At 69.1% G+C, this 19,551-nt stretch carries 19 protein-coding genes and 1 tRNA gene; 6 read left to right on the top strand and 14 right to left on the bottom strand.

From position 1 onward, the window contains the following. Window positions 1–155 precede the first annotated feature (155 nt). The 3 genes from E4M00_RS10350 to E4M00_RS10340 all read right to left on the bottom strand — a co-directional run bounded on the left by E4M00_RS10350 (window position 156) and on the right by E4M00_RS10340 (window position 5,643). A complete protein-coding gene (locus E4M00_RS10350) occupies window positions 156–1,244 on the bottom strand; it encodes an ABC transporter ATP-binding protein (RefSeq protein ID WP_135120404.1) in 1,089 nt (362 codons plus the stop codon). Window positions 1,245–1,329: 85 nt separating this feature from the next. Continuing rightward, window positions 1,330–2,994: an ABC transporter substrate-binding protein gene (locus E4M00_RS10345; protein ID WP_193555574.1), complete on the bottom strand. Its 1,665-nt coding sequence runs from the start codon at window positions 2,992–2,994 to the stop codon at window positions 1,330–1,332. Between the two features lie 84 nt (window positions 2,995–3,078). Further along, entirely contained in the window at window positions 3,079–5,643 is a 2,565-nt protein-coding gene (locus E4M00_RS10340) for a beta-glucosidase family protein (protein ID WP_240037011.1), read from the bottom strand. A 207-nt stretch (window positions 5,644–5,850) separates the two neighbouring features. Between E4M00_RS10340 and E4M00_RS10335 the strand changes: the two genes are divergently transcribed. After that, window positions 5,851–6,549, top strand: a complete 699-nt coding sequence (locus E4M00_RS10335) for a TetR/AcrR family transcriptional regulator (protein ID WP_204772991.1) — start codon at window positions 5,851–5,853, stop codon at window positions 6,547–6,549. Between the two features lie 54 nt (window positions 6,550–6,603). Here the strand turns inward: E4M00_RS10335 and E4M00_RS10330 are convergent, their stop codons facing one another. Beyond that, complete coding sequence (locus E4M00_RS10330) at window positions 6,604–7,128, bottom strand: hypothetical protein (protein ID WP_135120402.1); 525 nt, start codon at window positions 7,126–7,128, stop codon at window positions 6,604–6,606. Between the two features lie 137 nt (window positions 7,129–7,265). Here E4M00_RS10330 and E4M00_RS10325 point away from each other — a divergent pair, with 137 nt between their 5' ends. Continuing rightward, window positions 7,266–8,102 carry a class II glutamine amidotransferase gene (locus E4M00_RS10325; protein ID WP_135120400.1) on the top strand — a complete coding sequence of 279 codons (837 nt, stop codon included), beginning with the start codon at window positions 7,266–7,268 and terminating at the stop codon, window positions 8,100–8,102. Between the two features lie 10 nt (window positions 8,103–8,112). On the opposite strand, the gene dcd is transcribed toward E4M00_RS10325, so the two are convergent. After that, window positions 8,113–8,718: a dCTP deaminase gene (gene dcd / locus E4M00_RS10320; RefSeq protein WP_056170344.1), complete on the bottom strand. Its 606-nt coding sequence runs from the start codon at window positions 8,716–8,718 to the stop codon at window positions 8,113–8,115. Between the two features lie 57 nt (window positions 8,719–8,775). On the opposite strand from dcd, the gene E4M00_RS10315 reads away from it, so the two are divergent. Beyond that, a tRNA-Gly gene (locus E4M00_RS10315) sits at window positions 8,776–8,846 on the top strand. A gap of 128 nt (window positions 8,847–8,974) precedes the next feature. Next, window positions 8,975–9,973, top strand: a complete 999-nt coding sequence (locus E4M00_RS10310; protein WP_135120398.1) for a TIGR00341 family protein — start codon at window positions 8,975–8,977, stop codon at window positions 9,971–9,973. 17 nt (window positions 9,974–9,990) lie between these two features. Here E4M00_RS10310 and E4M00_RS10305 read toward each other — a convergent pair whose 3' ends face one another. From E4M00_RS10305 to paaA, 6 genes are read right to left on the bottom strand one after another with little or no spacing between them, the layout of a single operon-like run. Continuing rightward, window positions 9,991–10,764 (bottom strand): enoyl-CoA hydratase/isomerase family protein, encoded by a 774-nt coding sequence (locus E4M00_RS10305; RefSeq protein ID WP_135120396.1) that lies wholly within the window; start codon window positions 10,762–10,764, stop codon window positions 9,991–9,993. Window positions 10,765–10,774: 10 nt separating this feature from the next. Continuing rightward, complete coding sequence (gene paaE / locus E4M00_RS10300) at window positions 10,775–11,962, bottom strand: 1,2-phenylacetyl-CoA epoxidase subunit PaaE (RefSeq protein WP_135120394.1); 1,188 nt, start codon at window positions 11,960–11,962, stop codon at window positions 10,775–10,777. Continuing rightward, a complete protein-coding gene (paaD, locus tag E4M00_RS10295) occupies window positions 11,962–12,444 on the bottom strand; it encodes a 1,2-phenylacetyl-CoA epoxidase subunit PaaD (RefSeq protein ID WP_135120392.1) in 483 nt (160 codons plus the stop codon). Before paaD ends, paaE begins: the two co-directional genes overlap by 1 nt. Further along, the gene (gene paaC, locus E4M00_RS10290; protein WP_135120390.1) at window positions 12,438–13,265 is read right to left on the bottom strand and encodes a 1,2-phenylacetyl-CoA epoxidase subunit PaaC; all 828 of its coding nucleotides are present in this window, start codon (window positions 13,263–13,265) and stop codon (window positions 12,438–12,440) included. The genes paaD and paaC overlap by 7 nt, the downstream gene beginning before the upstream one ends. Next, the gene (gene paaB, locus E4M00_RS10285; protein ID WP_056170287.1) at window positions 13,262–13,567 is read right to left on the bottom strand and encodes a 1,2-phenylacetyl-CoA epoxidase subunit PaaB; all 306 of its coding nucleotides are present in this window, start codon (window positions 13,565–13,567) and stop codon (window positions 13,262–13,264) included. Before paaB ends, paaC begins: the two co-directional genes overlap by 4 nt. Next, window positions 13,564–14,538: a 1,2-phenylacetyl-CoA epoxidase subunit PaaA gene (paaA, locus tag E4M00_RS10280; RefSeq protein ID WP_135120381.1), complete on the bottom strand. Its 975-nt coding sequence runs from the start codon at window positions 14,536–14,538 to the stop codon at window positions 13,564–13,566. Before paaA ends, paaB begins: the two co-directional genes overlap by 4 nt. A gap of 103 nt (window positions 14,539–14,641) precedes the next feature. Here paaA and paaI point away from each other — a divergent pair, with 103 nt between their 5' ends. Continuing rightward, window positions 14,642–15,064: a hydroxyphenylacetyl-CoA thioesterase PaaI gene (gene paaI / locus E4M00_RS10275; protein ID WP_204772990.1), complete on the top strand. Its 423-nt coding sequence runs from the start codon at window positions 14,642–14,644 to the stop codon at window positions 15,062–15,064. A gap of 37 nt (window positions 15,065–15,101) precedes the next feature. Then, window positions 15,102–15,719: a TetR/AcrR family transcriptional regulator gene (locus E4M00_RS10270; RefSeq protein ID WP_135120379.1), complete on the top strand. Its 618-nt coding sequence runs from the start codon at window positions 15,102–15,104 to the stop codon at window positions 15,717–15,719. Between the two features lie 47 nt (window positions 15,720–15,766). Here the strand turns inward: E4M00_RS10270 and paaZ are convergent, their stop codons facing one another. The 3 genes from paaZ to E4M00_RS10255 are packed head-to-tail and all read right to left on the bottom strand — an operon-like array spanning window position 15,767 to window position 19,409. Then, window positions 15,767–17,803 carry a phenylacetic acid degradation bifunctional protein PaaZ gene (gene paaZ, locus E4M00_RS10265; protein ID WP_135120377.1) on the bottom strand — a complete coding sequence of 679 codons (2,037 nt, stop codon included), beginning with the start codon at window positions 17,801–17,803 and terminating at the stop codon, window positions 15,767–15,769. Beyond that, the gene (locus E4M00_RS10260; RefSeq protein WP_135120375.1) at window positions 17,800–18,681 is read right to left on the bottom strand and encodes a 3-hydroxyacyl-CoA dehydrogenase family protein; all 882 of its coding nucleotides are present in this window, start codon (window positions 18,679–18,681) and stop codon (window positions 17,800–17,802) included. Before E4M00_RS10260 ends, paaZ begins: the two co-directional genes overlap by 4 nt. Continuing rightward, entirely contained in the window at window positions 18,678–19,409 is a 732-nt protein-coding gene (locus tag E4M00_RS10255; RefSeq protein WP_135120373.1) for an enoyl-CoA hydratase/isomerase family protein, read from the bottom strand. Before E4M00_RS10255 ends, E4M00_RS10260 begins: the two co-directional genes overlap by 4 nt. Between the last annotated feature and the right edge of the window lie 142 nt (window positions 19,410–19,551).

The raw sequence follows: 19,551 nt of genomic DNA, 5'->3' as shown, positions 1-19,551 counted from the left end.
AGGCTGGTGACGGCGGAACTCGAGATGGTGCCCCTGGAAGCGGTTCATGATCGACTGCACGGGGTTGCCCGGCAGCATCCGTGGGATCAGGAAGTTGATGGTGACGGCCGCCCACAGGGTGATCGCGTAGAACGCGAGGCGGCGGAGGAGGAATCTCATCGGGCGACTCCCAGGGCGTCGGCGACGAACTCGGGGGCGGATGGCGCATCAGCGCGTCCGGTGGTGTCGTAGAGCCAGCAGGCGGCCTGGCGGGGCACGGGGGCTGCGGCATCCGTCACCGACCCGACGGACGACGACGGCGCGACCGAGACGGGAAGCGGCAGCTCGAGGAGGGGTGGAGCCTCGGAGCGGCAGAGCTCGCTCGCGAACGGACAGCGCGGGTTGAAGCTGCAGCCTGTCGGCGTCTTCGCCAGGCTCGGCGGCTCGCCCTTGGCGCGGCCCTCCGGGTGCTCGGCATCGGGGTCGGGGGCAGAGGCGATAAGCAGGTTCGTGTAGGGGTGCGCCGGATGCTGCGTGACGATCTCGCTGTCGCCGGTCTCGACGACGCGGCCGGCGTACATGACCATGGTGCGGTCGGCGAAGTAGCGTGCCGAGGCGATGTCGTGCGTGATGTAGAGGATGGCGATGCGCAGTTCGTCGCGCAGCTCGCGCAGCAGGTTGAGCACGCCGAGACGGATCGACACGTCGAGCATCGAGATGGGCTCGTCGGCGAGGAGCACCGAGGGCGACGCGCCGAGGGCTCGCGCGATCGACGCCCGCTGGCGCTGCCCGCCCGAGAGCTCGTGCGGGTACTTGTCGACGTAGCGCTCGGTGGGGCGCAGGTGCACCCGCTCGAGCAGGGTGAGCACGGCGGCGTCGTGCTCCTTCTTCGACAGTTTCGGGCTGTGGATGCTGACGGAGCGATTGAGGGTGTGTCGCACGGGGTGCACGGGGTTGAGCGATGCGAACGGGTCCTGGAAGATCATCTGCACGCGCTTCGTGTAGGCGCGGAACGCGTGGCCGTAGCCCACGGTGATGCTCTCGCCGTCGAGCAGGATGTCGCCGGCGGTGCGCGGGATCAGCTGCGAGAGCAGCCGCGCGATCGTGGACTTGCCTGAGCCGGACTCGCCCACCAGGGCGACGACCTCGCCCCGGCGCAACGTGATGTCGACCCCGTCGACGGCACGCACGATGCGCTTCTTGCGGAAATGCCCGCTGGTGTAGTGCTTGGTGAGCCCGCGGGCCTCGAGAACGACGTCGTTCATGATCTCCTCTTCGAGACTGTGCAAGTGCAGCGTTGCATGAGGGGCGGGGATCCGGAAGACTCCCCGCCCCTCACACGTCACTCAGCTAGCCGTTGTTCGCCTCGAGGCTCATCAGAACCTGGGAGACGCTGGGCTGGGTGGGCTGCGGGTGGGCGTAGGGGTTGTCTGCCGACGGCCATCCCTTCCAGTACTTCTGCGAGAACTCGGCACCGAAGGCGCGACCGACCGTGGGGATGGCCGGCACGTCGTCGACGAAGATCTGCTGGAGTCCGTCGAGCGCCGTCTGGCGTCCGGCGTCGTCCGTCGCCGCCACGTACTGGCTCAGCAGCTCGGTGGCCTTCGGGTTGTCGTACCGCCCGAAGTTCCACTCGGCGCTCTCGCCGACCGGCACGTTGAAGGTGCCGTTCATCGAGTTGGAGTAGATGTCGTACGGCGTGATGCCCGTGTCCGTCCAGTGGTTGGTCGCCTGGAAGTTGCCCTGCGCGACGGCGTCGAACCACGGGTCGGCAGCCTGGGCGTCGACTGTGGCGTCGATTCCGAGCGGCTTCACCGAGTCGGCGATGATCTGCAGGCTGGCGAGGTAGTCCGACCACCCGGTGGGGTTGGTCAGGCTGAACGTGACGGGAGTGCCCGACGGGTCGATCAGCTTGTCGCCGTCGAGGGTGTACCCGGCATCCGCCAGCACCTTCTTGGCTCCGTCGACGTCGACCTCGTAGTTGGCGTCGGTGAGTGCAGAGCTGATGAACGGGTCACCGGCCGGCTGCGGCAGGCCGGTCTCGCTGGTGATCGCCGGCGAGGTGGCCGAGTAGGCCTGCGTCGAGATCTTGTCGCGGTCGATGACCATGCTCACGGCCTTGCGCACGGCGGCGTCGTCGAACGGCTTCTCCGTGGTGTTGACGTAGAGCAGGTCGATGCCGAGGCCGGCCGGGAACCAGGCGAGGTGATTCGCCGGGTCCTTCGCGATGAAGACGTTCTCGTAGTCGGGGATGAACGTCCAGGTCCACTGCACCTGGCCCGAGGTGAGGGCCGTCGTGAGGGCCGCGTTGTCGGTGAAGGAGCTGTACTGCAGCGTCTTCACGGGCGGCTCTCCACCCCAGTAGTCGTCGCGCGCGGTGAGCGTGACGACCTGGGGAGTCCAGGTCTTCAGCGTGTACGGGCCCGAGCCGACAGGCGTCTTGTTGACGTCGGTCTCGGGGTCGGCGATCTTCGACCAGACGTGCTCCGGCACGATGAAGGTCTGGTAGATGAACTGCTGGCGCACGTACTGCGAGGTCTCGAAGCCGACCGTGACGGTGCCGTCGCCGTTGTCGGTGACGTCGGTGATGGGCAGTGCCGAGACGTTCAGTGCAGGATTGTCGCGCAGGAGCTCGAAGGTGTAGACGTAGTCATCGGCGGTGATGTCCTCGCCGTCCGACCACTTCGCGCCATCGCGGACGGTGAAGGTGATGCTCGTGTAGTCGTCGTTCCACGCGAACTCCTCCGCGAGCCAGGGGGTGCCCGGCTTGCTCGGCTCGGCGAGGTTGAACTGCACGACGGGCTCGTAGATCGCCCAGCGGTAGCCCAGCTGGGATCCGGCTGCCGTGGAGAGGAACGGGTTCGAGTTCTCGGTGATCGCGCCGTTCGGCATCGCGATCGTCAGCGGCTTGTCGCTGCCTCCGCCCGAGTTGTTCCCCGACGAGGGGGAGCAACCGGAGAGGACGAGTCCGGCGACGGCGAATGCCGCCGCAGCCATGATGAGCTTTTTTCTCATCTGAATGCCTCCTTGCATCTCATTTGTGTGTCGAGCGGATGCCCGTGGTGCGTGTGGTGCTTCGTGGTGGTGGTGGGCTCCCCCTCAGGAGACCGCGAGCGCGGCCTCGAGACGGAGATCTCGGCTGGATCGTCCCGCGACGACACGATACGTGCCGGCGGGGAGTCGCCAGGTCGCGGCATCCGTCGACCAGATCTCGAAGGATCGTCTGGCCAGCGGGATGTCGACGGTGATCTCGACGCCGGGTTCGGCGTCGACGACTGCGAAGCCGGCGAGCCAGCGCACCGGGCGCTGGGGGTCGGCTGGTTCTGCGGGAGCCTCGAGGTAGACCTGCACGACTTCGCGGCCGGCGCGGGGGCCGGAGTTGGCGAGGGTGATGGAGGCCGTGGCCAGGGTGGTTGCGGCGCCTGCAGCGGCTTCGGCTCCGGATGCCGGCGCATCCGTCACGGCGATCCCGCTGTACTCCCACGTCGTGTAGCCGAGCCCGTAGCCGAACTCGCGGGCTGGGGTGAGGCCGTGGCGGTCCCACCCGCGGTGGCCGACGTCGGTTCCCTCGGGATAGTCGACGAATCCGTCGACGGGTAGGCCGTTCGCCACGGGGACGTCGGCCTCGTCGGCTGGAAGGGTCCAGGGCAGGCGACCCGAGGGCTCGACGGCTCCGGTGAGCACAGCTGCGAGCGAGGTGCCGGCCTCCTGGCCGGGCAGCCACCACCAGAGCGCGGCGGGAACCTCGTCGAGCCACGGCAGGATGACCGGGGCACCGGCGTTGACGATCACGATCGTGCGCGGATTGGCCTCGAGCACGCGGCGCACGAGCTCGTTCTGACGGCCGGGCAGGTCGAGGTTCGGCCGGTCCCAGCCCTCGGACTCCGTCTCGGGGTTGGTGCCGATGACGACGACGGCGACATCCGATGCGCTCGCGGCAGCGACAGCCTCGGCGATCTCCTGCTCCACCGACAGCCCGGGCTCGCGGTATCGCAGGTGCAGCCGCACGAAGTCGCCGTAGGCGTCGGCCTGCACGACCTGCAGCACGGCCTCGATGTGCACGACGCGGTCGGCGTCATCATCCGGAAGGGTGGCCGTGAAGGTCTCGGGGTTCGCGTAAGAGGAGTTGAGCACGACCTCGCTGCCGACGCGGGCGCCCGATTCGCTGAGCAGCACGCCGTCGACCTCGATGCGGTGCGCCCCGACCGGGGCGAACTCGATCGCATGGTGTCCGCCGCCGGCGACGCTCACGTCGGTGGTCAGTCGAACGTCGACGACGCGCGGGTCGAGGATGTCGAACCAGATGTGGGCGGCATCCGTGATCACGCTCGTGTCGACGACCGCACCGTGGGAGTCGAGGTGCTCGATGAGCATTCCGGGGGCGCCGTCGGGGGTGGAGAGCAGCTCGCTCGGCATCGCGGGCGCGCCGGCCTCGCTCACTCCGCCGCGGTGCAGGGAGACGGATGCCGCAGGCAGCGCCGCCCGCAGAGCCGCGACAGGGTCGGCCACGAGCGGGGCGCGCACGAAGGCGCTGCCGCCGCCCTGGGTGAAGAGCTTCGCGGCGTTCGGCCCGATGAGGGCGACGCTCGTCGTGTCGGCGCCGAGCGGGAGCAGGGCGCCCTCGTTCCGCAGCACGACGGTGGAGCGGGCGGCCAGCTCGGTGAGGAGCGCGCGGACCTCTGGGGCGTCGGGCTCGGGGGAGGCATCCGTCGCGTCGAAGGCGGGAACGTCGCCGGCGGTACCGGTGAGAGCTCCGACGCGCTCGGCGAGGAGCAGGATTCGCGCCACCTTGTCGTCGATGACGTCGATCGGCACGCGGCCGTCGCGAACGGCCTGGGTGAGGTTCTCGCCCCACGGGCCGCCGGGGCCGGGCATCACGAGGTCGAGTCCGCCGAGGGCGGCCTCCACAGTGTTCTTGGTCGCCAGCCAGTCGCTGATGACGACGCCGTCGAAGCCCCACTCGTTCTTGAGGATGCCGTTCAGCAGCGGGCCGTGCTCCGTCGCCGTGGCGTCGACGCCCTCGAGGGAGAGGCCGTTGTATGCGGCCATGATGGTCCAGACGCCGGCCTCGACCACCGCCTCGAACGGAGCCAGGTAGACCTCGCGCAGGGTGCGCTCATCGATGCGCGAGACGTACTCGGTGCGATCGGTCTCGGTCTCGTTGGCGATGAAGTGCTTGATGCAGGCGGCCACGCCCTGCTGCTGCAGCGCGTCGATGAACGCCACGGCCAGCCGCGTGGTGAGGAAGGGGTCTTCGGAGAGGCACTCGAAGTGGCGGCCGCCCACGGGAGAGCGCTGCAGGTTGACGACGGGTGCCAGCACGACGTCGACGCCCTTGCGCCGGGCCTCCCCCGCCATCAGCGTGCCGATGCGCGCCTGCAGGTCGACGTCCCAGGTGGCGGCCGTGGCGCTGGGCGCCGGCAGCTGGGCCGACGGGCGGCCGTCACCGTCGACTCCGCGCACGCCGATGGGTCCATCCGACACCGTGACGGTGCGCAGCCCGATCGCGTCGATGTTGTGCAGCACCCACGTGCCGGCCCCGGTGAGGAGGGCGATCTTCTCGTCGAGCGGGAGCCCGGATGCGAGTGCGGCTGTGTCCAGCGATGCGACGGAGGCAGCGCTCCGATCGACCGACCGGTCGGTGGCTGTGGTGCTGAGGGTCACGCCTATACTCCAGATCAGAGCTCGTCATTGAGTGATGTTGGTTATCGTGGCACACTTACTTACAAGTCAGTAAGTCAGTGTGGTAACGCTTTGATAACGTCGCGGAACTCGGTCGCGACTCGCTCCGGGGACTTCCGCGACGAGGCCGGAAGCTTCGAGAATGTGTGAGTGCCGGCAGGATCCGTCGGCACGATGGAAGGAACGATCGTGGCCGATACGGCACAGACCGCGACCCGGGTGGTCTCAGCGGCCGACAGGGTGCAGCGCCCTCAGGCCCGCACGCTCGAGCGCCGCGAGGCCGTGCTGCAGGCGGCCATGCAGGTGTTCGGCGCCCGCGGCTACAACAAGGGAGCCTTGGTCGAGGTGGCCGAGCAGGCCGGCATGACCCACGCCGGTGTGCTCCACCACTTCGGCTCCAAGGAGGGCCTGCTCATCGCCGTGCTCAAGTACCGCGATGGCATCGAGGTCGCCGGTGTCGAGGCACGCGAGCAGGCCGAGGGCCCGTCCTTCCTTTCGCACATCATCGAGACCGTCGCCGAGAACACGCACCGCCCCGGAGTCGTGCAGACCTACGCCGTGCTCTCCGCCGAGTCCGTCACCGACGGGCATCCGGCCCAGGAGTATTTCCGCGACCGCACCACGGTGCTGCGCGAGAAGATCGCCGGCGTGCTCGGCGAGGTGACCGAGGGCCACGCCTCCCGACAGGATCTCCTCGACGCAGCATCCACTCTCATCGCCGTGATGGACGGCCTGCAGGTGCAGTGGCTGCTCGATCCGGATGCCGTGGACATGCCCCGCATCGTCACGAAGACCCTCGACGAGCTCGTCGACCGACTGATGAGCGGCGCCGCGGCGCCGAGTGCCGTCGAGCGGGCGAACGCGCTGACGGGCGACTCCGCGCGCTGACCTGCCGACCCGCGCGCCGAGGCCCGAGGAAGTCCGCGGCCGAAGCGCAGCGTCTCAGCTGACCCGAACCGCCTCGTTGTGCTCCGTGAGCTCCCAGGTGCGACCGTCGTCGTTCGACACCCAGGCGTCCCAGACATAACTCGTCTCGGTGATCGCGCTGAAGTTCCACCGGATCGGCCGCTCGTCGGTCTGCGATCCGTCCTGGCGGATGCCGTCACGGTGCCGGCTCGCGACCAGATGGCAGAAGTCCCCGGTCTGCGGGGCGAAGAAGCTCACACGCCAGAGTCCGGCATCCGGATCGTAGACGCGCACGCCCGTCGCGAGAGTCTCCATGACCTCGGGGTCATCCACGCTGGGCACCACCTCGACGTCCTGGATCGCGTGGCCGCCGAGGATGAACGAGACGATCCAGGTGAACTCGCGTTCCTTCCAGATTCCGGATGCCTCATCGAGACGTCGCCCCTTCACCGCCCACGAGCCGACCAACGAGCCGAACCCGCGCGCGTACACGCTGCTCTCGGGCGCCGGACCGTCGGCGACGAGGGCCGCGGTGAACGCGGACGTGGTGATGGGACTCATACTCCGACGATACCCGGCGCGGGTTACAGACAGGTGTCCGTTGCGCGCAGAAGAAACCGTCCCGTTCCGCGGGTGACGCACTCGCACAGCGCGAGTAGCATCACGAACATCGATGACGATGCTACGGAGGTGGCTTCATGTGCCGTTGGCTGGCCTATTCGGGCGAACCGATCCAACCGTCCACCTTGATCCTCGATGCGCAACACTCCCTCGTGGCGCAATCGCTCAACTCGCCGCTCGGGGCCGAGACCGTGAACGGAGACGGCTTCGGATTCGGCTGGTACCCGAAGGACGACCGCACGCGCGGCATCCCGGCCCTGTTCCACAGCATCGAACCGGCGTGGCATGACGAGAACCTGCGCGAGATCACCCAGGCCGTGGAGAGCCCGCTGTTCTTCGCGCACGTGCGGGCAGCGGGCGGGCCGCCCATCCAGCAGACCAACTGCCATCCGTTCCGTCACGAGAACTGGATGTTCATGCACAACGGGTTCCTCTCCGACTTCATCACGTACAAGCGCGACCTGACGTTCGCCGTGGATCCGTCGCTCTACCCGGCCATCCACGGAACGACCGACTCGGAGGTGCTCTTCCACCTCGCGCTGACCCTGGGGCTCCAGGACGACCCGATCGGCGCGATGGCGAAGGCCGTGCGCATGGTCGAGTCGGTGGGCCGCGAGAAGGGAGTCGCGTTCCCGATGCAGGGCACGCTCGCCGTGTCGAATGGGAGGACGCTCTGGACCTTCCGATACTCGAGCCAGGGGCAGACGCGCTCGCTGTTCCACTCCGCCGAGATATCAGCCCTGCGCGAGTTGTACCCGGATGCCGAGCGCCTGAACCTGTTCGGCGACCGGGCGCGGGTCGTCGTCTCGGAGCCGCTGAACAACCTGCCCGGCGCCTTCATAGAGGTGCCGGAGGCGACGGTGGCGATCCTGGACGAGGCAGGCTACGAGTACCAGCCGTTCCTGGCGTCGTAGCCCATCTGGCTCACGCGCCGGGACGACCTGCCTCGGTCGTGGAGACATCCGTTCGGTGGAAGTTCTGGAACGAGCGGGATGCCGTCGGTCCTCGCTGCCCCTGGTACCGGGAGGAGTACTCCGCCGAGCCGTAGGGCTTCTCGGCCGGCGAGGTGAGCCTGAAGAAGCACATCTGGCCGATCTTCATGCCCGGCCAGAGCTTGATGGGCAGGGTCGCCACGTTCGAGAGCTCGAGGGTGACGTGGCCCGAGAATCCGGGGTCGATGAAGCCTGCGGTCGAGTGCGTCAACAGGCCGAGGCGGCCGAGTGACGACTTGCCCTCGAGCCGGGCGGCGATGTCGTCGGGAAGTGTGACGGCCTCGTAGGTGCTGCCGAGCACGAACTCGCCGGGGTGCAGGATGAACGGCTCGTCGGGGGCGACCTCGATGAGGTGCGTGAGCTCGGGCTGGTCTTCCGCCGGATCGATGAACGGGTACTTGTGGTTGTCGAACAGCCTGAAGAAGCGGTCGAGCCGCACGTCGATCGACGATGGCTGCACCATCGCCTCGTCGTAGGGCTCGAGACTGATGCGATCGGCGGCGAGATCGGCCTTGATGTCACGGTCGGAGAGAAGCACGTCGTCAGCCTAACGGCGCGGTTGCTAGTATTTCTCGCACGGCTTCACTGCCGTCACGCGGATGTAGTTCAATGGCAGAACTTCAGCTTCCCAAGCTGATAGCGCGGGTTCGATTCCCGTCATCCGCTCTCCTCGATCGATCGCTTGATGAACATCTCGTCTGGCGGATGCGACCCGCCGCATCTCGGCCTGATTGCCCTGCCGCCGGCGCGCCACGCGTGCCAGCATGAACGCATCGCCGTTCGAAGGAGCTGCCATGTCTCGTCTCGTCGATGCCCTCATCCCGCCGTCGAAGCGCCAGCCGGTCGGATTCCTGACTGACGCCCTCGATCTCGACAGCGGAGACAGGGTGAGCAAGCGCGGCGGCTTCCTCATCATGCTGGTTCTCGCCGGGACCATCGCCATCGCCGGAATCCTGACCGATTCGACCGCGACAGTCATCGGGGCGATGATCATCGCGCCACTGGGCACGCCGATCCTCGGCATCGGGCTCGGCATGGTCACTGGGCATCTGGGGCTCGTCGTCCGGTCGATCACGTGGGTGCTCGTCGGTCTGGTCGTCGTCGTGCTGCTCGGATTGCTCTTCGCGGCATTCGTGGCCACACCCGAGAGCCTCGCCGCGAATTCCCAGGTCGTCGGTCGCACGTCTCCCAGCCTGATGGACCTGGTCGCAGCCTTGGCCACCGGCCTGGCCGGCGGATTCGCGATGTGCAGGAAGGACCTGAGCGCCGTCCTTCCCGGGGTGGCCATCGCGATCTCGCTCGTGCCTCCCCTCGGCGTGGTGGGCGTGTGCGTCGGGCAGGGACTGTGGCAGGACGCACTGGGTGCGCTGCTGCTGTTCCTCTCCAACGTCGTCGCCCTCGTCATCGCAGGCAGCATCGTCTTCACTGCGGCCGGCTACGCGCGTGACCCGAGTTCGTCACCGAGCGCGAACCGTCGACGTGCCTACACCGTCGTCGCGGTGCTCACCGCGATCATCGCCGTGCCGCTGGCGGCCAACTCGGTCGCCTCGATCGCGACCGCCCGCTGGTCGGTCGCGATCCAACAGACGACGCAGGACTGGCTCGACGGCGACGAGGGCGCACGCACCTACGCGGTCGCGTGGAGCGGCCTCACCGCGACGCTCGACGTGACGACGGATGACGGCTCGGTGCCGCCGCTCGACGACCTGCAGACGGCGATGTCCGAGGTCGTTCCCTCCTTCGTGGGCGTGGTCATCGACGTCGGTCAGGGCGTCGAGCACGTCATTCAGTGACGTGCATCGACGACGGCTCAGCCGCGACCCGAGAAGACCGGGCGACGCTTCTCGCGGAACGCGGCGAAGCCCTCCCGATAGTCCGCCGTGGCGCTGAGGGCTGCCTGTGCGCGGTTCTCGGCATCCATCGAGCGCCACAGGCCGAGGCGTTCGTCGCGCAGGCCTGCGATCAGGCGCTTGCTCTCGAGGAACGCGTGGGTGGCTCCGGATGCCGCCCCTCGGGCCGCCGCGCGGGTCGACTCGAGCACCTGGTCATCCGGCAGCACCTGCGAGAACAGCCCCGACATGACGGCCTCCGAACCGCTCATGAGGCGTCCGGTGTAGATGAGGTCGAGGGTCTTGTGGGCGCCGAGCCGCTCGAAGAACAGCGCATGCCCGCCCGAGTCGAGGGTCGCGCCGAGAGCGGCGAACGGCGAGCCGATCTTCGCAGACTCCGCCACGTACACGACGTCGGTGGCGATGAGCAGGCCCAGGCCGACGCCGAGGCAGGCACCGTGCGCGCTGGCGAAGGTGGGCGCCGGGAACCGGCTCATCCGTTCCAGCAACGGCGTGACGAGGTCGCCGAGGTAGCCCAACACGTCGTCGGTGGCCGGGTCGACGTTCGCGATGTCACGGCCGGCGCAGAACGCGCGGCCCTCTCCGCGCAGCACGAGGGCCCGCACGCCGGAACGTTCGGCCTCGATGTAGGCCTCGAGCAGTTCGGCGAGCGCCGCCGGGTCGAGGGCGTTCAGCCGCTCCGGTGCGTTCAGCACGACTTCGGCCACGCCGTCGACGATGCTCAGCTCGATCATGGGTGGGCTCCTAGACGTCGTAGTCGACGAGCACGTGCTCCGTCGTGGGGTGGGACTGGCAGGTCAGGATGTAGCCGCGCTCCAGCTCGTCGGGTTCGAGAGCGTAGTTCTCCGTCATCTGCACGCTGCCCTCGAGGATGCGGGCACGGCAGGTGCCGCAGACCCCACCCGCGCAGGCGAAGGGAACATCGGGCCGCACGCGCAGGGCTGCGTTGAGGATCGACTCGTGGGCACCGACCGGGCTCTCGACCGTCGTGGACGTTCCGTCGAGGGAGAACTCGATGCGCACCACCCCGTCGCCGGTGCGCACGACCACGGGGCGGCCATGATCGCCCGCCGGCCGGTCGCCATCGCCGGTCGTGAACAGCTCGAAGCGAATGTGGGAGCGCTCGACTCCGACGCTCTCCAGAGTGTCTCGGCAGAGTTGCACGAGCTCGAACGGACCGCACAGGAACCATTCCTCCACGGTCGCCGGAGGGATGAGCACATCGAGCATCCGACGCAGCTTGGCCTCGTCGATTCGACCGGAGAGAAGGGGCGCCGTGCGCTGCTCCCGCGAGAGCACGTGGTGCAGGGCGAGCCGGGAGGGATACCGGTCCTTGAGGTCGCCGAGTTCGTCGAGGAACATGACGTCGAGGCTCGAACGGTTCGTGTAGACGAGGGTGAATCGTGCGGTGTCGGATGCCGCGAGCACGGTCTGGGCCAGCGACATGAGCGGGGTGATGCCCGAGCCGGCCGCGATGCCCACGATGTGCCGATCGTCGAAGTCCGCGAGGGCCGTGGTGAACGTCCCCTGCGGGCTCATCACGTCGATGCGGTCCCCGGCGTGCAGTTCGCTGTTCGCCCAGCTCGAGAATCGGCCCCCGAGGTCGCGCTTGATCGCGACCGAGATGCTTCCCGCCTCAGCGGTGCGGCGAGGTGGCCGGCAGATCGAATAGCTGCGGCGGAGCTCATGCCCGTCGATGGTGGCGCGGAGGGCGACGTGTTGGCCGGGCAGGTAGTCGTACTCGCCGATCAGCCTGTCGGGCACGGCGAACGTGACCTCGACGCTGTCGGCGGTGAGTCGCCGCACGGCCGCGACCTCGAGTTCGTGGAAGCGCGCGCGCCGACGGCCGGGTACGGATGCCGCCGCCCCATCCGCTGTCGCGGTTGAGGTCGCGGTCGCGGTCGCGGTCGCGCCCAGATTCCGAGCCGCCATCACAGCACCTTGAAGTAGTCGAACGGCTCCAGGCAGGCGCGGCACTCGTAGAGCGCCTTGCACGAGGTCGAGCCGAAGCGGGCGATCTCCCGGGTGTCGAGCGAGTCGCAGCGCGGGCACTTCACGGCCAGCGCGAGCCGCACCGGTCCTGAGGGGCGTGCCGCTGCGAGGCCGCTGGGTGCGGCGATCCCGTACTGGCGCAGCTTCTGCTTCCCCTTCTCGGTCATCCAGTCGGTCGTCCAGGCCGGTGCGAGCACGAGTTCGACGGTGACCTCCTCATAGCCCGACGCGCGGAGCGCATCCGTCACGTCGTCCCGGATGGCCTCGACGGCAGGGCAGCCGCTGTAGGTGGGCGTGATGCTCACGCGCACAGCGGATCCGTCCTCCTCCACGGCACGCAGGATGCCCAGGTCCTCGATGGTCAGCACGGGGATCTCGGGGTCGACGATGGTGGCGGCGACAGTCCAGGCACGAGTCACCATGAGGCCCCCGGATGCTGCCGGGCGAGCACCTGCATCTCGGCGAGGATGTAGCCCAGAGTCGAGAAGTGCCTGCCCACCCTGCCGCCGCCCGCAGCGATGAATCCGGCGGGTCGCACGAGTTCGGCCTCCGCCAGCACGGAGTCGATGACGGCGTCGAAGGCCGGCCGGATGGTCGACGGCCGCACGGCAACACCCTCGAGGCGATCGACCAGCGGCTCGTCGACGAAGAGCTCGTCGACGTAGGGCCAGAGGTCGGCGAGGGCGAGCGTCATGCGGCGGCGAGACTCCTCGGTCCCGAGTGCGAGACGGAGGGTCCACTGCGTGGCGTGGTCACGGTGGTAGTCGACCTCCTTGACCGCCTTCGCCGCGATGGCGGCGAGGGTCGCATCCTGCGACGCGCGCAGCCGCGAGTACAGCTCGACGAGGTAGACCGACGCGATGAGCTGACGGGCGATGGTGTGGGCGAAGTCGCCGTTCGGCTGCTCGAACAGCCAGGCGCTGCGGAACTCCGGCTCGTCGCGCCAATAGGCGAGGTCGTCCTCGGTGCGCCCGGTCGCGGTGCCGGCGTAGCGCAGCAGGGAGCGCGCGTGGCCGATGAGGTCGAGCCCGATGTTGCCGAGCGCCACGTCCTCCTCGAGCTCCGGAGCGCGCGAGATCCACCAGCCGAGCTGTTGAGCGAGCACGAGGGCGTCGTCGCCGAGCCAGAGCGCGTACTCGGCGACGTCGGCGGATGCGACGGCATCGGCTTCACCGGCCAGCTCGGCCGACAGCGTGATCGCGTCGACGGAGACGGCGCCGTGGGCGGAGTCGGGCTCGTTCACAGGTGCTTCACCCCCTCGCTGGCGGTGTAGTAGCTGGCATGCCGGTAGTTCTTGCCGGCCGGGCTCTCGAACCAGGCGCCCTTCGCGTCGGGGTCGCTCGTCGTGATCGCGTCGGCCGGAACCACCCAGACCGAGACTCCCTCGTTACGGCGGGTGTAGACGTCACGGGCGTTGCGCACGGCCATCTCGGCGTCTGGAGCGTGCAGCGAACCGACGTGAACGTGGCTGAGGCCGCGGCCGGCACGCACGAAGACCTCCCAGAGCGGCCAGGGCTCTGCCGGGGACTGACCGGGAGTGCTCATGCCGCCGCCTCCCGCTGCACAGCACGCTTCGCGGCGTACGCCGCGGCGGCCTCGCGCACCCAGGCGCCGTCCTCGTGGGCATCGCGGCGGCGCTTCAGCCGCTCGGCGTTCATCGGTCCCCGCCCGGCGAGGACCTCGTTGAACTCGGTCCAGTCGATCTCGCTCATGACGTACCGGCCGCTCGCCTCGTCGAGTCGCAGCTCCGGATCGGGCAGCGTGACACCCAGGACCTCAGCCTGCGGCACGAGCATGCCGACGAAGCGCTGGCGCAGTTCGTCGTTCGTGAAACGCTTGATGTTCCACTCCATCGACTGCGCCGAGTTCGGCGACTGGTCGTCGGGCGGGCCGAACATCTGCAGGGAGGGCCAGTACCAGCGGTCGACGGCGTCCTGCGCCATCCGTTGCTGGGCCGGCGTTCCCCGCATGAGTTCGAGCAGGATCTCGAAGCCCTGCCGCTGATGGAAGGACTCCTCCTTGCAGATGCGCACCATGGCGCGGCCGTACGGACCGTAGGACGCCCGGCAGAGCGGGACCTGGTTGCAGATCGCGGCGCCGTCGACGAGCCACCCGATCGCGCCCATGTCCGCCCACGTGGGCGTCGGATAGTTGAAGATCGACGAGTAGCGCGCCTTTCCGGCGATCAGGGCGTCCATCATGTCGTCGCGCGTCGTGCCCAGCGTCTGGGCCGCCGAGTAGAGGTAGAGCCCGTGCCCGGCCTCGTCCTGCACCTTGGCCATCAGGATGGCCTTCCGCTTCAGGCTGGGCGCCCGGGTGATCCAGTTCGCCTCGGGCTGCATCCCGATGATCTCGGAGTGGGCGTGCTGGGAGATCTGGCGCACGAGCGTGCGGCGATAGGCGTCGGGCATCCAGTCGCGCGGCTCGATGCGTCCGTCGGCAGCGATGATCGCGCCGAACTGCGCCTCCTCCGGCGTCGGATCGCTCGCCACGGCGAGATCTGCGGGGCTGGTCATCGTCGACTCCTCGGGTCTCGATCTGCATTACCTACCGATCGTTCAGTTAGTATATAGTCGGTTTCCGCGGTCGGCAATGCGACCGCCCGATGAGGAGGCAGCCATGACGGATGCCGACGCCATGTCGTCCCGCGCGATGATGGAGCGTGACCGCGCCTCGGCCGCACTCGGCATGGTGGTGCAGCGCGATGAGCCGGGTCTGGCGGTGGTCTCGATGCTCGTGCGCGACGACATGACCAACGGGTTCGCCATCACCCACGGCGGACTGGTGTTCGCCCTCGCCGACACGGCCTTCGCCATCGCCTGCAACGAGGACGAGTCGGTCACCGTCGCGGCCGGCGCCGACATCACCTTCCTGGCGTCGACCCGGGCGGGCCAGACACTCACCGCCACCGCGCGGCGCGTCGTGCGGAGCGGCCGCACCGGGCTGTACGACGTCTCGGTCGTGGCAGACGATGGCACGGCCGTCGCGGAATTCCGGGGCCGGTCGATCTCGACCCGTCGTGAGCCGCCAGCAACGGGGTGACCGACCGTTCGGTCACCGCGTGGCACACTGGAGCGTGATGACGAGCGACACCGAGAGCCGGCCCGCAGCCGCCCGCCGCGGACGCCCCGGTTATGACCAGGCGGCCGTGCTCGACGTCGCCGTCGCCGCGTTCAACGAGTACGGCTACGACGCGACATCCATCGCCGTGCTGGCGGAGCGCCTCGGCATCTCGAAGTCGGCGATCTACCATCACTTCTCGTCGAAGGACGCCCTGCTGGAGACCGCACTCGACCGCGCGCTCAGCGCGCTGGAGGGCGTGCTCGTGTCCTCTGATGCCGCAGCCGTCAGCGCGGCGGATCGCCTCGAACTGGTGCTCCGCGGCGCCGTGCACGTGCTCGTCGATGAACTCCCGTACGTCACGCTGCTGCTGCGCGTGCGAGGGAACACCGACGTGGAGCGGCGAGCGCTGGCCCGCAGGCGCGCCTTCGACAGATCGGTCACCGAGCTCGTGGGCCGGGCACGCGATGAGGGATCGCTGCGCGCCGACATCGATGTGCGCGTCGTCGAGCGTCTGCTGTTCGGAATGATCAACTCGATCGTCGAGTGGTACCGCCCGGGCGGCCCCGAGGACGCCGACCAGCTCGCGTCCGACGTCGTGGCGGTCGCTCTCGACGGCCTGCGCCAGCGGGCCTGACCACTGCGCCCGGCGAGACCCGTGGCATCCGTCGCCGGATCCGACTTCTAGGCCGCGGCCGGCTCCTTGGCGACCAGAGTGAGCACGTCGTAGCTGGCGACCAGCTCGTCGTCCTGGTTGCGCAGCACGGCGTCCCAGCGCACCTCGCCGTAGTCGTCGGTCTCGCGCGGAGTGATCTGCTTGGCGGTGAGTTCGACGCGGATCGAGTCGCCCGGCGACACGGGCGTGACGAAGCGCAGGTTCTCCAGGCCGGAGTTGGCGAGCACCGGCCCGGGCTCCGGGTCGACGAACAGGCCGGCCGCCCACGAGACGAGCAGGTACCCGTGGGCGACGCGCCCGGGGAAGAAGGGGTTGGCCGCCGCGGCCGACTCGTCCATGTGCGCGTAGAAGGTGTCGCCGGTGAACCGGGCGAAGGTCTCGATGTCGTCCAGGCTCACCTCGCGCGAGCCCGACACCACCTGGTCGCCGATCACGAGCTCGGACAGGCTCTTCCGGAACGGATGCCGCCCGCCCGGTCGTGACGCGGCCCCCGCGTGCCAGATGCCGGTGAGCGCGGTCAGCATCTCGGGGGAACCCTGCACGGCCGTGCGCTGCATGTGGTGCAGCACCGCGCGGATTCCGCCGAGCTCCTCTCCACCGCCGGCTCGGCCCGGTCCACCGTGCACGAGCTGGGGAAGCGGCGATCCGTGTCCGGTGGAGGAGCGCGCGTCGTCCCTATCGAGCAGCAGCACGCGGCCGTTGAAGGCGGAGATGCGCCCGGCCAGCTCGGCGGCGATGGCCGTGTCATGGGTGGCGATGCTGGTCACCAGGGAACCGCCGCCGCGCGCCACCAGCTCGGCCGCCTCGTCGAGGCTCTCGTAGCCGATGATCGACGACACCGGCCCGAAGGCCTCGATCGAGTGCACGGCGTCATCGGTCGTGTTCTCGAAGCGCAGCAGCATCGGGGAGACGAATGCTCCGGGTCCGGGTTCGGCTGCGCCCGTGCCGATCACCAGCTCGCCGCCGGCCTCGACGAGACGCTCCACCTGTCGCAGCACCTCGTCGCGCTGTTCGAGCGAGGCGAGCGGCCCCATGGTCACGCCCTCGACGCGGGGGTCACCGACGACGACGCGATCGGCGAGACGAGTGCGAACCGCGTCGATGACGGCGTCGACGGATGCCGCCGGCACGATCGCGCGGCGGATGGCGGTGCACTTCTGCCCGGCCTTCGCGGTCAGCTCCGCGACGAGTTGGCGGACGTAGGCATCGAACTCGGGAGTGCCTGCACCGGCATCCGTTCCGAGGATGGAGGCGTTGATGGAGTCGGTCTCACTCGTGAACCGCGCCCCGCCGGTCTGCACCGAATCGTGGGCACGAAGGCGTTCCGCGGTCGACGCGCTGCCCGTGAAGGCGACGAGGTCTCCGAGCCGGAGGTGGTCGAACAGGTCGGGAACGCTGCCGGAGACGAGCTGCAGCGACCCGGCGGGCAGCAGGCCGGACTCGTCGAGGATGCGGACGAAGGCCTCCGCGAGGTAGCCGGTCGGCGTGGCCGGCTTCACCAGCGACGGCACGCCGGCGAGGAACGCCGGAGCGAACTTCTCGAGCGAGCCCCACACCGGGAAGTTGAACGCGTTGATCTGCACGGCGACACCGGGCAGGCGGGTGTAGATGTGCCGCCCGAGGAACGAGCCGTCCTTCGAGAGCTGCTCGACGGCGCCATCGACGTAGACCTGCGTGTTCGGGAGCTCGCGACGGCCCTTCGACGAGTAGGTGAAGAGCACCCCGATGCCGCCGTCGATGTCGACCCAGGAGTCGGCCTTCGTCGCACCGGTGCGCGCCGAGATCTCGTAGAGCTCGGCCTTGCGCTCGGTGAGGGCGAGCGCCATCTGCTTGAGCAGCACCGCGCGCTGGTGGAAGGTGAGCGCGCCCAGGCCGGCCTGACCTGTGGTGCGCGCGTACTCGAGGGCGGCCGCGAGGTCCAGGCCGTCGGTCGAGACGTGCGCGACGGTCCCTCCTGTCGACGCGTCGCGCACGGCGGTCGCGCCGTCGGCGCTGGCGGGCGTCCACCACGCTCCATTCACGAAGCTCGGCAGGATGGCGGTCATCGGATCTCCTTCTCTCCATCGGTCCAGGCGTAGAAGCCCTCCCCGGTCTTTCGGCCGAGCTTGCCCTCTGCAACCAGACGGCGCAGCAGGGCGGGCGGCTCGAACCGAGGTCCGAGCTGGCTGTGCAGGTACTCGGCGATCCCGAGGCGCACGTCGAGCCCGACGAGGTCGGTGGTCTCCAGTGGACCGACCGGATGACGGTACCCGAGGGTCATCGCGGCATCGATGTCGGCGGCCGACGCGACGCCGTCCTCGAGCAGGCGGATCGCCTCGAGGCCGAGCGCGACGCCGAGACGCGACGACGCGAAACCCGGGGCGTCGCGCACTGTGACGGCGGCCTTTCCGAGCGCGTCCACCCAGTCGGCGGCGCGGGCGGCGAGTGCGGCATCCGTCGCCGTTCCGACCACGATCTCGACCAGCCTCGACGCCGGCACCGGATTGAAGAAGTGCAGTCCGAGAAATCGTGCCGGGCGTTCGAGCTCGTCGGCGAGGGCGTCGATCGAGATGGACGACGTGTTGCTCGCGATGGCGGCGCCCGGTGCGACCATGGTCTCGACGCGACGGAGCGCCGTGCGCTTCATTTCGAAGTCCTCCGGCACCGCCTCGATCACGAGACCGGCATCGGCGAACGCCGAGGCATCGGTCGTGGTGCTGACGGCGGCGACGAGACTGGGCAGAGGTGCGGTCGTCGCTCCGCGCGCGACGCTCGCGTCGAGGGACGCGCGGATGCGGTCCGAGGCGGCCACGACCGCTGCATCGTCGCGCTCGACCACGACCACGCGGCATCCGGCCAGCACGAAGGCGTGGGCGATTCCGGCACCCATGCGGCCGCCGCCGAGCACGCCGACGACGTCGGGGAGGGACGCCGGGGCGCTCATCGCTTGCGCCTCTCGAGGAAGTCCGTCATGCGCCGCTCCTTCTCCGGGCTCTCGAAGAGCACGGCCTGCAACTCCAGGTCGATCTCGGGATGCCTGTCGCGGGGCGCGGCGATCGCGCGCTTCATCGCGATGGTGGCGGCACGATCGTGCTTGGAGATGGAGTCGGCGATGGCGTGTGCGGCCGCCAGCAGGTCGGCCGGGTCGTGCAGGGATGAGACCAGCCCGATCGCGAGCGCCTCGGGGGCATCGATCACGCGGCCGGTGAGCAGCAGTTCGCTCGCCCGGGCCCGCCCGACGATCTCGGGCAGGCGCCAGGATGCTCCCGCAGCGGCGATGATGCCGAGTCCGGTCTCGGGGTTGCCGAATCTCGCTGTCGTCGAGGCGATGCGCACGTCGGCGGCGTAGGCGAGTTCGGCCCCGCCGCCGAGGGCGTAGCCGTCGATGGCGGCGATCACCGGGAGATCGAGCCGGGCGATGCGGATGAAGGCGTGCGCGTTGATGCCGGCGCGGGCATCGGCCGCTCGCCGCTCGCGCAGTTCGGCTATGTCGGCGCCCGAGGCGAACACGCCGCCCGAGCCCGAGATGATCAGGATGCGCGGATGCCGCTCCAGGTCGGCGCAGAGAGCGTGCAGGGCGTCGATGGTGTCCTGGCCGATCGCATTGCGACGCTCCGGCTGGTCGAGGGTGGCCACGACGCGGTCCTCGAGGTACTCGATGGCGACGCTCACGACTGGCGCTCCACGACGGGAAGGGCCTCGGGCATGCTCGCTCCCCTACTGTTTCGGCTTCGGTGCATCACAGGATTCGATCGAGTTTTGAATTAGTGACCGATCGTTCAGACAGTATATGACTGCGCCCGCCGGCGCGATC

Origin of the sequence: Orlajensenia leifsoniae (assembly GCF_004570845.1) — a bacterium.
GTDB classification, from domain to species: domain Bacteria; phylum Actinomycetota; class Actinomycetes; order Actinomycetales; family Microbacteriaceae; genus Orlajensenia; species Orlajensenia leifsoniae.
The sequence above is the reverse complement of the archived record's forward strand: the minus strand, read 5'-3'. Positions and strand labels throughout refer to the sequence as shown.